A 14,150-nucleotide genomic window follows, 5' to 3' on the forward strand; every position below is an offset into this window, starting at 1 on the left:
CAGAAATACGAAGAGCTGAGCCTTATTTGGCGATCCGATATTTTATTCAGCCCTTGTAGCCTCTTGCGCTACCTCCTCCTGGATATTGGTGCGTAAAGCCCCTGGAGCCTATCCCTCGGCCCTGGGCAACAACTCGAAGATTGGAAGATCTCCACTTCTCCAAAATGGGATTGTGAAGGGCTCTATCGCTCTAGCGCGGCGCGAGCTCCAAATTTTCTCCTCTTCTTCGTCGCCTTCAAGTGGCCACATTAACGAGAACTGGAAAGCCCTGGAGGCGAGGAGGGAAAGCTGTCAGAGATCAACGTTTTCTGTTATACTAATTACATTAGCGAAAAGGAATAAGAGGAGGAAAGGCTCATGAAGCAGCCTATTGCGCGTATCGAAGTAGTTCGGGATAATTATTTCGGTACGACGATCGAAGATCCGTATCGCTGGATGGAGGATAGGCAGAGCGAGGAAATGCAGAGCTGGCTCAAAGCGCAGGCAGACTACACGCGTGCCTATCTGGATGCCTTGCCTGAGCGTGCTGCATTACTGACTCGCATTGAAGAGCTTGACGACACGACGACTACTGCGCGGAACTTCGAGCTCGCGGGCGGAAACGTCTTTTACCTTCGCAAAGATCCCAGCGATAACCTTGAAAAGCTTATGGTTCGCGGCTTAGCTGGAGGCGAGGAAAAACTACTCTTCGACCCTAATGCGCTCAAAGGTGAGGTCCACACAGCTCTTGACTGGTACTTCCCCTCTCGCGACGGAAAGCATGTTGCCTATGGGATTTCGCAGGGCGGCTCAGAAGAGAGTGTTCTGCACGTCCTGGAAGTAGAGAGCGGCCGCACGCTCGATCTGACGATCAAGGGCACAGATTTTACAAGCGTCAACTGGCTGGAAGATCAGCGCTCCTTCCTGTATCGTCGTTTTCCACATCGCGGACCCGAGGCTGAGGCTACCGATTACTTTAAAGATAGTAAGATTCACCTGCATCGCCCCGGCAGCGATCCCGAGCGCGATCCAATCATCTTTGGGCGTGGGATAAATCCGCGTGTTGAGCTGGCTCCCGACGATATTCCGCAGATCTTTACATCGACAAAGAGCGATTGGATGATCGGCGAGATCCTCCACGGCGATCAGAGCGAGATCACTTTATATGTCGCACCACGTTCAGCACTCAACGAAGATCCCGCGACCTGTCCCTGGCGACTTATCGCCGACATTGAGGATGGCGTGACGGGCTATACCTGGAGCGGCGATACCATCTACCTGAAGACGCATAAAGGTGCGCCACGCTATAAAGTCATTGCCACCTCGCTCAAAGAGCCCGATCTTGCCCGGGCGCGCGTGGTAGTGTCCGAAAGCCAGGTTGTAATTGAGGATATCCGCGTGGTGGGAGAGTATTTGCTCACCCTTGACTTAGATGCTGGCCTTGGACGCATCAGGCGCGTGAGACTGAGCGGAGGCGAGCCCGAGCAACTGTCCCTGCCCATTGAGGGCACAATCAGCGGCTGGACAAGCGAAGAGGACAGCACTGAGCTTTTGCTGACCCTGACCTCCTGGCTGATCTCGCCGCAGCTCTACCGCTGCGATGTTAATAGCGGGCAGTTTGCGAATACAGGTTGGATTCCAACATCGCCTATCGATGTTAGCGGATTTGAGGTGCACGAAGTCTTTGCGCCGGGCAAAGATGGCACACAAATTCCGCTCTCCATTATCCATAAAAAAGGCCTGGTTCTGGATGGCAACAATCCGACGCTGATGCAAGGCTATGGATCATATGGAATCGTCTCGCGCGCAGCCTTCAATCCGCTCAGAGTTTCCTGGCTTGAGCGTGGCGGTGTCTTTGCGATGGCCCACATGCGAGGCGGGGGAGAGTATGGCGACGGCTGGCATAAGGCCGGTCACATGCTCAAAAAGCACAACACGATAGAAGATTTTATTGCCTGTGCCGAGTATCTCGTGCAGCAAGGCTATACACGACCCGCGAAGCTGGCCGGCATTGGTGGGAGCGCGGGCGGCATTCCCACCGGTGGCTCGCTGGTACGCCGGCCCGATTTGTGGGCGGTTATGGTCATGGCCGTACCCTGCGTTAATACGCTGCGCATGGAGTTCACAGAGAATGGCCCACCCAACATACCTGAGTTTGGCAGCGTCACCACAGAAGATGGCTTCAAGGGCCTGCTCATTACTGATTCATACACGCGTGTCAAGGATGGCGAACGCTACCCTGCCGTTTTGCTTACCGGAGGCGCCAACGATCCACGCGTTGTGGTCTGGCAGCCGGCCAAAATGGCGGCCCGCTTACAGGCGGCAAGCGCTTCAGGCAAACCGGTTCTTTTGCGCATCGAGTTCCAGGGTGGCCACGGCATGGGCTCAACTCGTCAGCAGATCCGGGAGGAATTGGCCGATACCTATGCCTTCCTCCTGCAACAATTCGGAGCCTAGAGTACTATCAAGAAAAGATCAAAGAAATGACACACAAAAGCAAAAGAGAAGCCTGACCTGCTGTATTGTAAATAAGATTCCAAAACACTTAAAGAGGCAAGAGCACCTTTTGTCCTTGCCTCTCAGGAATCAATAGGCCTCAAGTGAGCTGGAGGCAGGCCTTTCAGCACTGCCAAGGGAGACAAAGAAAGTACGAGCAGCCTCATCCAGGGGTAAAAACGCCGCAATGTTGGGATATCTGTAACTACCAACCGAGATGTGAACGCGGCGGAGTTGAATCGGAAGCAATTCTCCAGTCATGGCATGCCTACTGAGAAACGATTTTGACATGAGGGCTTTCTTATCAAGGACCTCAGAATCTCTTTCCCAGTAGGTACGAAAATCGGCGACTGCACAAAGCTGTTCCACAAGTTCTTTATACCACGGCTCAAATTGGTACAGCACGTTGCTTTGTTTAAAGAGCTGGATACCTTGAAGCGCATGGGTTTGCCAGGCCTTAACTTCCTGTTCATTGAAGGTGCTACTCGCTCGGATGGATAGATCAGGGTGAAAGAAGAAAGAGAGAAGATGCCTGTGTTGTCTCGGAATAGCATGCAGCGGTGGGAAGGCAAAAACCTGCCTGAAGATATCATTGACGGCTTCTACTTTTAGTGCGTGTGTCAGAATCAGCGCGGGATAGGGCAAGGTCTCCATAAGGTTTTGAGCTTGCTCTAAGGCCTGTTTCAATTGAGAACCTTTCAATTCGAGGCTCTCGGGAAGATAGCGCGCAGCTAAGAGCAAATCGTTACGCTCAGCCGCACTACATTCGAGATACTGTGCAATCTGCACAATCGTCGTGCGGCCAGGAACCCTGTGTGAACGCCCGATCAGCAAATTTTTATAAGTGGGACACGCCTCATCATTTAACTCTTGCTGGGTAAAGCGCTTGAGATGGGGATGAGCCTGCTCCTTCACCTCTTTTTGGCGTCTAATACGCAGGATTTCTATTTCGTTCAGGACATCATACAGCACTTCTGAGGTGTGCAAAATGCCAGGTTTGCTATCAATCATGCCTTCCTCCTGCAAGCGAACTGGCAATGCTCCTCTTGCCTTCCTGCCAGTACGCTCTTTTGTCAACCCGAGGTGTAGGATGCGCAACGAGCTCTCTACATGGTAGGGAGCTCGGATAAACATGTGTCTTATTGAGAGGGAAAGACAATCCCATTCTCTCAAAGAGCTTTTAAGCGACTCTTTGATTTCCATGGTCTTCATTCAAAGGCTCTTTGCATGAGCCTTCACACCTGCTGTGCTCATGAGCACCGAGAAGAGGAGAAGCAAACGTTGTGCTACCTTCCTCAGCGCACGACCCAGCAATACATTGATCCCAGGATTGAACAGAATGGCGCGGCGTATGTGAAGCCCGCCTCATGTACGAGTTCCTGCACTCTTGCAGCGGTCGCCGCCTCTGGTCGGGACATCTGCTCCGTGAGCCCGGCCACGATGCTCGCCATGCGTTCGGCTGGCATACCCATCGATTCACCATACTGCCGCCAGGCGCCCTGAAAATCCGCGCTCAGTGTTGGATTCGTCATATCAATGTCAGCTGTGTCCGGACGCACACCACTGATGAGATACAATGGCGCACCCGGCTGCAGATGGTCCTTGATGCTGCGCAATAGGGACAGTTTTGCGGCATCCGGGAGGAAGTGCAGCACGTAGAGACAGGTTGCGGCATCAAACCGCGCTTCAGATTTCAGTTGCTCAACGGTGCCCTCCAGGAGGGTCACACGATCCGCAAGTTTGAGCTGATCCACCTTTGCCTGCGCCAGCGCCAGCATCTGCTGCGATGGATCGACGCCGGTGATCTTCCATCCTGGATTGTGCGGAAGGAAGCGCTCGACCTCCGCGCCGCCACCGGCACCCACGACCAGGATGTGCAAGTCGGGCTTGCCGAGGGCGCACAGGAAGCTTGCTGTCAACTGGAACGTCAGGTTATAGCCAATATTCACGCTCCTGACTGTTTGCACATAAGCGTCAAGCGGCATGGGTGGGTTCTTATCAAAGTCAACATGCGTTGAAGGCTGTTTCATTGGTAAATGAGACTCTTTCTATTCTATCCATACGAATCTCGTACGGTAGGAGTAGCAAGTTCGACATTGCACATCATATCACAACTCCACGGGATCAGGGATATATAACGAGATTACCAACAAATAAGCAAGCCAGACACGACGAGAAATATTCTTTCAGGGAAGGGGACAGGTGTAGTTTTACTCTTGGTACAACATCTGCTTCCCACTATACTATTCCCAAGAAACACAAAACGTGAGGCCGATAGGCGGGTGCACACGCATCTCTCGCCTTTTAATGGCCTTTCTACCTATCGCTCATAGGAAAAGGAGATACAAGGAAGAATGACTGCCTATACACCTGATTTCTCTGATTATGGAAGGCTTGCTTATGATCGGATCGAGGTTGCAGATGCTCTCTACCGTTGGGCAGCAGGCCTGGATCTCGGTGACGCGGACCTGCTCGCGTCCTCCTGCACTGAAGATATCTGCTTTGATTTTGCTCCCGCAGCAAGCAAAATAGGGATTGAGTTCCCGGCCCTCTCATCTCGCGATGTAGTGGTGAAGACCATGATAGCGGTTATCGGCCCTCTAGACACAAGCCACGCTCCTAGCAACCTGCGTATTACAGTTAACGGCGAGAGCGCAGGGCTCCAGGCATACGTCCTGGCTCAGCACTTCTCGCCCGGCGAGGGTCCTCGTCCCGACCGGACCAGACATGCTCTTCTCATGGGACGTTACGATGCAAACCTTGTTCGCGACGCCGAAATCTGGCGTATCAGTCGTTTGACCATAGATTGCATATGGTTCGAGGGAGATCCTACAGTAGTAACCGCTCAGCTCTCAGCAAACTAATACTACGTTCCTCGGATCTATCAACTATGGAGTTCAGTAAATAGGCGAAACAGAGACAGCAATCCTTGGATTGTGATCTCCATTTCGCCAGTTAAGCTTTCCTATTTTGAAGCACCTGAACCCAAGAGGGAAGAGGCAAAAAAATCACTTCGGATGAACTAGCTGAAGGAAAGCTGTTCCCGCTATCAAGCCAGGTCCTGATCTGGAAGCATAGCCAGGTGTAAGCAGTTCAAGTGAGCGGGATCTGAGATTACATCGATCAAGGTAATTTTGCCGTCAGTGACAGTAAACGTGGCCACGGCTAGCAACCGTCCGGCGGGAGCCACGACTACTCCGGGTACGCCGTTCACCAGCACAGTTTGCACGGCCCGCGCATGTCCTCTGAGGAGCTGCTTCGCCACAGCTAGCGCTCCACGAATCTCGCCTGGTGTGCGCTTGGATGGGGCTGCACGCTCATGTCGATAAACCACATCTGGATCGAGCAGAGCAAGCAACGCCTCAAAGTTCCCGGCGCGCGAGGCAGCCAGAAAGGCCTCGATCACATCTCGGTTACGGGTCAAATTAGCATCCTCAATGCTCGGTGCATCGCGCACGCGGCGGCGGGCCCGGCTGGCTAGCTGCCTGGTAGCCATCTCGGAGCGCTCTACGATGGGAGCAATCTCCTCGAAAGGCATGGCAAAGATATCGTGCAACACGAAGGCCAGGCGCTCGGCCGGCGAGAGCGTATCGAGGATCACCAGCAGTGCCAAGCCTACCGAGTCGGCCAGCATGGCTTCTTGCTCGGGATCAATCACGCTCTCATGGCTCGGATCTAGCTCAAGTTCAGCGGCTTCTAGCGACTCCTCGCGCCGCACTTTACGCGCTCGTAGCATATCAAGACAGATGCGCGCCACTACTGTCGTCAGCCATCTGTCAAGGTTTTTAACGCTACTTGCATCAGCGCGACTCAGATGCAGCCAGGCCTCCTGTACAGCATCGTCAGCCTCAACAAACGAGCCAAGCATGCGATAGGCCACGGCTTGCAGATGGGAACGCTCAGCCTCGAATGCTTGCGCCAGCCATTCGTGTTTCTCCATTGGTTATCCTTCTCCACAAAAAGTGTTCTCATAAAAGAGACGCGTCAAACTGGCCCAATGTGACAGAGGCAAAAGATTCGGTCCGCTACCCTACACCGTAACGATACGCCATTTGTATCGTGCCTTACGCGATCACTTCCAGACTGGTATTTGCTAGCCAGAGCCGCCCCTTGCCATGTAAGGCACAGCCAAAGGAGATGAAAAGAGCATCTTCAGGAATAGAGATGGTAGCTTCATACCTCGTCCAATCATGCGTTCCCTGCAGCTCACATTCGTCTACTTGTAATCTCTGATCTCTATTGGTATGAATATAGAGAGCTGCCCGCTGTTCCACCTGCTCAGCCTTCATATTCCCCGAGAAGCAAAGCCGTTTTCCGCGATACGCATTAGCCTTTATAGTTTGTCTGAGCGTTGCCCCCGCAGTCGCCTCCGCATTTGCTGATCTGAGGAAGGCACTGGATATTCCCTGAAGACCTCCTCTATGCACACCACATTCATATAACCGTCGCGATCTGAGGAAATTCCAATGCGCCAGGCGCTGTTCAAAGCGCATATTTAGCGGGTGCTCTAGCCTTAGCTGGTTGCGCACACGCGCAATTTTCCTTGCAAGAGGTCGGGTCAGTGGCCGCCTGATTAGGGTCAAGGCGCTGAAAAAGGGAATAATCCACCGGTGGTTGAAGCGTTGCCATGTACTTTCCATTGTAGATATCCTTTCTGATCTCTCTATGGGAATTGGTTCAACAGAGGTGGGAAATGCTGAAGCGTGCCGCAGCTCAAAAATCTGCTCTGTGAGCATCTGGACAACCGCATCACTAAACAAAGGAAGCCACAGGCTCAGGACCCCAAAATTGCCACGCTCTCGGTAAGCATCCTGGCAGCACTGAATAAAGAGCTGGAGAGTGAGATCGGCGTACCGACGTTGATAGGACTCTGGACCTAAACAAAGGAGCCAACGATAGATAAGCACCGAACATCGAATAATCCAGGGAGATGCTGAAGGCAGTTGCATTAGTGTCCCTCCTCAATGGAAGGAGAAGACAGCAAGCTACTAAGACTGCGTTTTGTCCTGGCAACCATCAATACATCTTCCAGGCGTCGAACTTCTGCCACAAGTACCTCGCGACCAGATTCGGTCAGGCGATAATAGCGGCGCCGCTCATCATCGAGGGCCGGATCTGGCCGCGCGTTCGACTCTTCAATGAGACTATCTTCTTCCAGGTGTTTGATCGAGCGATATAAGGTGGCCGGGCCAAGACGAAGTTTTCCCTTGGTATGGGTGGAAATGTCGCGCATGATACTGTATCCATGCCGCTCGCCATCCGCAAGCGAAAGTAAGATGTGGAATGCCGCCTGTGTAAGTGGCAATCTCTCTTCCGGGTTTTTTGAAGAAGTGCGCATCTCTGTTGCCTTCTCTCATACAAAAACATGGTCTATATCCACAATGATAATATTAGTATCACTATGGATATAGTAACGGAAGAAAGAGACCTTTGTCAAGGCGGAACTGAAGACACGTCAGGTGATGAGAGCTATTCAAGCACACGAAAGGCAAGTCGACCGACAGTTAAATTGCCGAAGAATGCACCTGGCTTGGGGAGGCAGTTTGCATCGAAAAATACATAGAATTTCCTGCTCACATCATCGTAGTGAAAGGTTGGTTTCCACACACCACCATTGTGCCAGGGCGTTCCATCGTTTGCCTTGAGAATCTGGATGGGCTCGCTCCACTGCTCCAGCGCTTCCGCCAGGTGAGAGGCTGAGAGCCACCAGAGCCCGCTGTTGTCCCGCGCCTCTTGATATGTGGGAGTAAGATAGAGCCGGGCCAGAAGCATATCAAAGCGATCGTGCCGGGCCAGAACGCACGCATCAAATCCATCGGCGGAGAAAAAGATCTTCCGGTTCTTCCAAGCACTTTTGCCATCCTCACTTTCCGCATATCCGAGCAGATAGTGTTGAGCTTCATTGGGGCCAGCGCAATACCACATACGCCATTTGCCCTCATAGTAGATTACATTGGGCTCCTGCACACTGCTAAATTCCCACGGCTCGCTTGCCTGCAAGACCGGTTCTCCGTATCTTTTCCACTTTACGCCATCCCACTCCAGAAAGCCAATTGCGTAGGGTCCTGCCATGTTCCATTCTCGGCAGCTGGCATAATAGATTCTTTCCTGCCATGCTCCCGCTCCCTGCAGCAATGTTGGGTCCCAACCCCTGACATAAGAAGGGCAATGAAATCCGGTGGCATCCCACGCCGTGGGAGCGGGAGACGCGGCAAGCGGCTCAGCAACAGTAGGATCTTGCGGGAAACTTTGAATAGTCCAATTGGTGCTGCTCAGGGATTCATCTGGAGGAAGGGTGGCAGAAAAGGTATGAATGATCTTGCTGTGTTTCTCACGCCCGCCCAGAAATATCTCCCATTGATTATTCCTCTTCACGATCGAGCCAAGGCCAATAGTTGTCAGATTAGTAATACCTCCCATACCTTCCCCCGTCTCAGTATCAAAGAGCTTGATTTTTTCCATCGGCTGGATCGTCGGTCTCTTGTCCATCGTGCGGCCCTTCTTTCCTGGCAAGGACTGGCGAGCACCCTCCTGGCGCTTACGTCCATTGCGCTTTCTTGCAAAATTTGCTACACTCTCGAATAAGTCATTATACTAATTATCTTATTCAACTAAGTTTTATTGTAGGGTAAAGGAATAGCGATGTCAAGAGCCATTCCAGGAGATCGATCCCACATCCTCACACAATTGCAACAAACACTCCACAGGAATTCGAATCTCTCGGTCCTGTTTGCTCAATTGTTAGCCAAAAAGTTGAGCATCTACCCAACCGACATGGAGTGCCTGGGTTTTCTTCTTCTCAAGCCCACGGAGGCAATAGCTGGCGATCTGGCGGCCTTAACCGGATTGACAACCGGCGCAATTACAGGAGTAATCGATAGGCTGGAAAAAGCCGGGTTCATCCAGCGAGAGAGGGATGTGAAGGACAGAAGAAAGGTTTTTGTGCTACCAAATATTGAGCGCATCGGACAAGAGATTGCACCGCTCTATCAATCTTTGTTGGATGCTTTTGATGCCCTATATGAGCACTATACTAATGCCGAACTCGCGGCTATTTTGGATTTCAATCAGCGCTCAGAAACAATCCTGCGTTCAGAGATTGAAAAGGTACGAGACACGCAATGACCTTTACTCAGTTTCTATCCAGTGCAAGAAAGGCTATTCAGCCGGTCCAGACAGAAACATTTGTCTACTTTTTCACGTTAAGTGCTAGAAAAACTCATCTAAGAGAGCGTAGAAGCCCCTGCTGCGCTGGCTCATTCATGAACCAGAGGGCAAGGGCAAGAGTTACAAAAATCGTTAATTTTAGAGCTGGTTGGATAGATCGCAATTTCTTCTCGTACAACTCGCCTCAGGCTCGGCCCTCGCGGAGTTCCCTGATGGCTTTCATAATACGTCGCTGCCTTGTCTCAGCTGTTTTAGCTCCCTCGATAGAGAGCACAACCCGCTGCTTAGAACTTTTGGATAAGCTGTCGAAGAAACGCTTGGCATCCACGTCATGGTCGAGGGCATCACTGAAATCAAGCGGCACTGCCACCTCACGCGGCTCGGTGTCCAGTTCGACTTCGACATCTATCTCATCACCAGCCACAACGCCAGCCAGTTCGCGGTTCTCTGCGCTGATGGGGAGCAGGAACTCCCCACCCATAGGAGCCACCGTGCTCCGATAGCTATGACCGTTGATCGTGACGTGGACCGGTGGTCGCTTGCCCGACTTGAGGCTCTCAACGATCTCTGACGGGACGCGGATACCTGTCGCCGTCTTGCCATGAAGTTCTACTCTGCTACGAAATTTCATGCGTTTGCTTCCTTTCTCAACCAGACAGCCAATAGCGCGATCCATGTCCAGATGACGATAACTCCGATCCAGAAGCCAATGACGCTCCAGGATTGGCCTGATCCAGTGGCAACGCCGACAAAGGCAGCGAAGAAGAGGAGGCCGCTTCCTACCGAATAGATCGCCCATCCTAAGAGCCTCTGGGAGGCAAAGCGGCGAGCCATCACCATGCATGCTACAATCAGGGCAAGGAATCCTATAGCGGCAGTGATGATGTGCAGTAGACCGTGCCAGCTGATCGCGTGGGCGTCAGCTGGAGTTCCGGGGGGAAATCCGAAAGCCGGATCGGCTGTGAAGAAACCAGCACCGATCAAACCAAGTCCATATACTCCCACTAATAGTGGTCCCCAAGTGCCGCCTCGGCTGCTTCGGAGGACCTGTCGCATGCCCAGCGCGAAGGCGAGAACCAGCAGGCCGGAGAGCACAAGGTTTGTTATCTGAATCCAGCCGAGATCGCCGTTGGCCAGCAGGCTCAGATCATGGCGAAGAAGGTCGAAACCAGGACGAGTGAGGGCCTGGATCAAGCCAACAACGATATAGAAAGGACCAGCGATCATGCCGCAGACCAATAGTGCATTGATTTGTGTTATAGGAGCGGATTGGCTACGAGCCGCCTCCTTGCTAGAATGCGTTTGCATCCCCTTCTCCTTCGTATTATAGAGAGGTCAGGCAGTGAGAAATTCGATGAGGGCGGGAGCAAGGGCATCAGCCTTGACCATGTGGTTCTGTCCAGCCAGAGTGCGATAGCTTGCCTTGGGCAGCGTTTGCGCCAGTGCCTGCATGGCATGCTGCATCCCAGTCGGGCTTTTTCCTCCATCCATCACCAGCGTAGGAGCTTTGATAGCGGACCCCAGCGTGGCTGGCAATGGTTTGCCTTGCCCATATGGGATGATTATATTGATATCGTATGGCAAGGTATGAGCGACAGCTGTCAACTTCGACCACATCGGGAAGAGCGGCATCACAGCGAGCATCAAACCGGGTGCGCCAACCTGTCTCATGAACAGCTTGACAGCTTTCGAGCGCTGATTCCGTGCTACTGCCTCTTCCAGGCTACTCAGAAACGCCTGTGTTACCGGTTTGCCTGTATCATCAACAACGAATGGAGCTTCGTACAGAGCCAGCTTCGTAATCCCTGGTAGCCGATTCGCAGCTTCAAGAGCCAGCCCGGCCCCGGAGGATTGACCGGCCACATAGGCTGTTCCGCCAACAGCTTCAAGCAGGGCCGCCAGATCTTCGACCTCGCGCTCAACTGCATATGGCTGTGTATCCCCGCTTTCGCCGCGTCCCCGGCGATCATATGTGATGACCGTAAAATGAGGAGCGAGCTGCGCCGCCAGATCCTGGGAGGGCCCAAATTGCCGATAACAGAGCGCCCCATCGACGAGAATGAGAGCCGGCCCCTGACCACTCTGAGAGTATGCAATCACTGTCCCATCTCTGGATGTCACTGTGTTGCGCGCGATTGCTGTAGCCATGATCTTTCTCCTTTACTTTGCCTGCAGCTCTTGTATGTACTCAATCAGGTAATCCCAGGTCACATTCATCCCCTGCTGCATCCCCATGTCCAGAGCGACTGCAAGCGCCTCTGCACTGCTGAACTGGAAGCAAGCTGTGACTTTTGTTTTCCCGGCCTCTTCTGCAAAGGTGATCGTCGTCAGATGCTCAGGAACACCCTCAAGAGGATTAGCATGTTCATCGGCGAAGGTTGAGGTGTAGACCAGCTTCTCGGGCGGCACGATTTCGCGGTACACACTGCGCGCCCAGTGTTCTTGACCCGAAGGCCCGCGCACCGAGTAGTGCCAGATGCCGCCGGGGCGCAGGTCGATAGTACAGGTGGGAATCGTGTACGGCCGGGGTGCCCACCAGCGCTTGAGATGCTCTGCTCTTGTGAACGCCTCAAACACCAGTGTGCGCGGTGCGGCGAAGTGCCTTTCCACAATAAATTCTCGTTTTTCAATATTGGAACTCAGAGATTGATAATCAAACATCGTTTTCCTCAATGCGCTTGTCGGTATGTTGCTCGGTGGCCTGCAAATCCAGTAAGTAATCGTCAAGACGGTCGAAGCGTTCTTCCCAGAGGCGACGAAAAGAGTGGAGCCAGTCCTCCAGCTCCTGAAATGGCTCACGCCTCAACTGATAGATTCTTCGGTTGGCCTGCGGCTGGACTTCCACAATGCCAGCCTCGCTCAGCACCTTGAGATGCTTCGATACTTGCGGCTGTTGTAATCCCAGCTGGCTGGTGATCGCTCCTACAGTCAAAGGGCCATCGCGCAACAGTTCGACGATTTGTAAGCGATTTGCCTCCGTTAGAGCAGCCCAGAGTGTTTTCATATCTTAATTATACCTTATCAGGAATATTCCTGTCAAGGCATATTCGATTTGGCGACAAAGAATGCTTCGGTCACATTCTTGCGAGTCACGTCATATAAGTGTAAGGGAAAACCCGAGTACTGGACCAATAGATAACAAGCCAACTTCGCCCTCTGCTCTTTCCCAACAAGGGACGCATGACCTTATGACCTCATATCGAAATTTTAAAAGTTGAGAAAGGACAATTCATAAATATGCTACCCAGCTTCACCGAACTCAAGAAGTCCATCACGGGACAGGTTATCGTTCCAGAAGATCAAATATATACTGAGCTACGTAACGTCTTCAATCAAGCCGGAAGCCCGGCTGTGATTGTGCGCGCCCAGAACAAACAGGATCTCATCACAGCGCTCTCGATACGTAGCGGCGGCCACGGCTTGAGCGGGCAGGCCACCAGCAATGGAGGAATCGTGCTCGATCTGGCGGCCTTAACCGGATTGACAACTGGCGCAGGTACAGGAGTAATCGATAGGCTGGAAAAAGCCGGGTTCATCCAGAGAGAGGGATGTGAAGGACAGAAGAAAGGGAAAAAGTTGGGAAAAATGCCAGGACCTCGATTAGAAGCGTCCTATGAAAGTATCTCCCACCATTGTAACATAGTCTTTAATGGCCGACGCGTCTCGGCTCTGCAATGGCATCTTATGCAATGGCATCACAATCAGCCGATGTACTCCCAGATCGGCAAATCGCTCCACATCCTCCAGCGTCAGCGGCTCGGCTGGGGTAACGCTGATCTCCAGCTCGCCAAGTTCTTGCGGGCGTGCAGCGTCTTGCATGGCTTTACGAATATCTGCCAGGGCGCTCGCAGTGAAGTTGGGATCGAGGTTAAAACCATACCAACCTGTAGCACGCTGCACAGCGCGGCGATAGGCAGGAACTGATTCCCCTCCAACGACAACAGGGATATTGCGTTGCGGATGGGCCTGCACGCCTTCAAAGGAGACAAAGCGACCGTGATACGCAGGGTTTGGTTGTGTCCAGATGGCCTGCATCGCTGCCAGATACTCATCAGTACGTATGCCCCGATCAGAAAAGGGAATCCCCAATGCGCGAAACTCAGACTCCAAGTACCCCACTCCGACGCCGCAGATCAGGCGTCCTCCGGAAAGTTCATCAAGACTGGCCAGCTCCTTCGCCAGGACAAGAGGATTGCGTTGTGGCAAAATAATGATGCCCGTTCCTAGTCGCACTCGGCTGGTATGAGCCGCAAGATACGTCAAGGCAACGATCGGATCGAGAATGCGATCATGGGGAGCCATCGGTGAGTGTGGTCCCCGAGGAGATTGCAGGACTACATGCTCTCCAGCCCACAACGACTCGAACCCGGCTTCTTCCGCCAGCTTCGCCACCTGGATGGCGGTTTCCGGGTAACTACAAGCATACATATTTACAGCAAAAAGACCAAATTTCATGTGCTACTTCTTTCATACTATCTCATTGAAAATTCTTTGATTTTTTCATACAG

At 52.6% G+C, this 14,150-nt stretch carries 16 protein-coding genes; 4 read left to right on the plus strand and 12 right to left on the minus strand.

Annotation, left to right across the window (positions count from 1 at the left end; genetic code table 11):
• Positions 1-357: 357 nt before the first annotated feature.
• Positions 358-2,436: a prolyl oligopeptidase family serine peptidase gene (locus EPA93_RS05860; protein ID WP_129886151.1), complete on the plus strand. Its 2,079-nt coding sequence runs from the start codon at positions 358-360 to the stop codon at positions 2,434-2,436.
• Positions 2,437-2,565: 129 nt separating this feature from the next.
• On the opposite strand, the gene EPA93_RS05865 is transcribed toward EPA93_RS05860, so the two are convergent.
• On the minus strand, positions 2,566-3,486 hold the full coding sequence (locus tag EPA93_RS05865) for an MmyB family transcriptional regulator (protein ID WP_129886152.1): 921 nt from the start codon (positions 3,484-3,486) through the stop codon (positions 2,566-2,568).
• 284 nt (positions 3,487-3,770) lie between these two features.
• Positions 3,771-4,505, minus strand: coding sequence for a class I SAM-dependent methyltransferase (locus EPA93_RS05870; protein ID WP_129886153.1), 735 nt, complete (start codon positions 4,503-4,505; stop codon positions 3,771-3,773).
• 324 nt (positions 4,506-4,829) lie between these two features.
• On the opposite strand from EPA93_RS05870, the gene EPA93_RS05875 reads away from it, so the two are divergent.
• Positions 4,830-5,339: a nuclear transport factor 2 family protein gene (locus EPA93_RS05875; RefSeq protein ID WP_129886154.1), complete on the plus strand. Its 510-nt coding sequence runs from the start codon at positions 4,830-4,832 to the stop codon at positions 5,337-5,339.
• Between the two features lie 185 nt (positions 5,340-5,524).
• Here EPA93_RS05875 and EPA93_RS05880 read toward each other — a convergent pair whose 3' ends face one another.
• On the minus strand, positions 5,525-6,415 hold the full coding sequence (locus EPA93_RS05880; protein WP_129886155.1) for a sigma-70 family RNA polymerase sigma factor: 891 nt from the start codon (positions 6,413-6,415) through the stop codon (positions 5,525-5,527).
• A gap of 124 nt (positions 6,416-6,539) precedes the next feature.
• Entirely contained in the window at positions 6,540-7,115 is a 576-nt protein-coding gene (locus EPA93_RS05885; RefSeq protein ID WP_129886156.1) for a hypothetical protein, read from the minus strand.
• A gap of 63 nt (positions 7,116-7,178) precedes the next feature.
• Between EPA93_RS05885 and EPA93_RS48225 the strand changes: the two genes are divergently transcribed.
• Entirely contained in the window at positions 7,179-7,355 is a 177-nt protein-coding gene (locus EPA93_RS48225) for a hypothetical protein (RefSeq protein ID WP_165422904.1), read from the plus strand.
• A 68-nt stretch (positions 7,356-7,423) separates the two neighbouring features.
• Here EPA93_RS48225 and EPA93_RS05890 read toward each other — a convergent pair whose 3' ends face one another.
• On the minus strand, positions 7,424-7,813 hold the full coding sequence (locus EPA93_RS05890) for a PadR family transcriptional regulator (RefSeq protein WP_129886157.1): 390 nt from the start codon (positions 7,811-7,813) through the stop codon (positions 7,424-7,426).
• Positions 7,814-7,944: 131 nt separating this feature from the next.
• Positions 7,945-8,964: a glycoside hydrolase family protein gene (locus EPA93_RS05895; RefSeq protein WP_129886158.1), complete on the minus strand. Its 1,020-nt coding sequence runs from the start codon at positions 8,962-8,964 to the stop codon at positions 7,945-7,947.
• A gap of 153 nt (positions 8,965-9,117) precedes the next feature.
• Here EPA93_RS05895 and EPA93_RS05900 point away from each other — a divergent pair, with 153 nt between their 5' ends.
• On the plus strand, positions 9,118-9,600 hold the full coding sequence (locus EPA93_RS05900) for a MarR family winged helix-turn-helix transcriptional regulator (protein ID WP_129886159.1): 483 nt from the start codon (positions 9,118-9,120) through the stop codon (positions 9,598-9,600).
• A gap of 226 nt (positions 9,601-9,826) precedes the next feature.
• Here the strand turns inward: EPA93_RS05900 and EPA93_RS05905 are convergent, their stop codons facing one another.
• The 6 genes from EPA93_RS05905 to EPA93_RS05935 form a co-directional block, all read right to left on the minus strand.
• The gene (locus EPA93_RS05905) at positions 9,827-10,273 is read right to left on the minus strand and encodes a YdeI/OmpD-associated family protein (RefSeq protein WP_129886160.1); all 447 of its coding nucleotides are present in this window, start codon (positions 10,271-10,273) and stop codon (positions 9,827-9,829) included.
• Positions 10,270-10,950, minus strand: coding sequence for a DUF998 domain-containing protein (locus EPA93_RS05910; RefSeq protein WP_129886161.1), 681 nt, complete (start codon positions 10,948-10,950; stop codon positions 10,270-10,272). The genes EPA93_RS05905 and EPA93_RS05910 overlap by 4 nt, the downstream gene beginning before the upstream one ends.
• Positions 10,951-10,977: 27 nt before the next feature.
• A complete protein-coding gene (locus EPA93_RS05915; protein WP_129886162.1) occupies positions 10,978-11,790 on the minus strand; it encodes an alpha/beta fold hydrolase in 813 nt (270 codons plus the stop codon).
• Between the two features lie 12 nt (positions 11,791-11,802).
• A complete protein-coding gene (locus EPA93_RS05920) occupies positions 11,803-12,252 on the minus strand; it encodes an SRPBCC domain-containing protein (RefSeq protein WP_242527330.1) in 450 nt (149 codons plus the stop codon).
• Between the two features lie 43 nt (positions 12,253-12,295).
• A complete protein-coding gene (locus tag EPA93_RS05925; RefSeq protein ID WP_129886164.1) occupies positions 12,296-12,646 on the minus strand; it encodes an ArsR/SmtB family transcription factor in 351 nt (116 codons plus the stop codon).
• 596 nt (positions 12,647-13,242) lie between these two features.
• Positions 13,243-14,097, minus strand: a complete 855-nt coding sequence (locus EPA93_RS05935; RefSeq protein ID WP_129886165.1) for an LLM class F420-dependent oxidoreductase — start codon at positions 14,095-14,097, stop codon at positions 13,243-13,245.
• Positions 14,098-14,150 lie beyond the last annotated feature (53 nt).

This window comes from Ktedonosporobacter rubrisoli (assembly GCF_004208415.1).
In the GTDB taxonomy this organism is placed as follows: Bacteria; Chloroflexota; Ktedonobacteria; order Ktedonobacterales; family Ktedonobacteraceae; genus Ktedonosporobacter; species Ktedonosporobacter rubrisoli.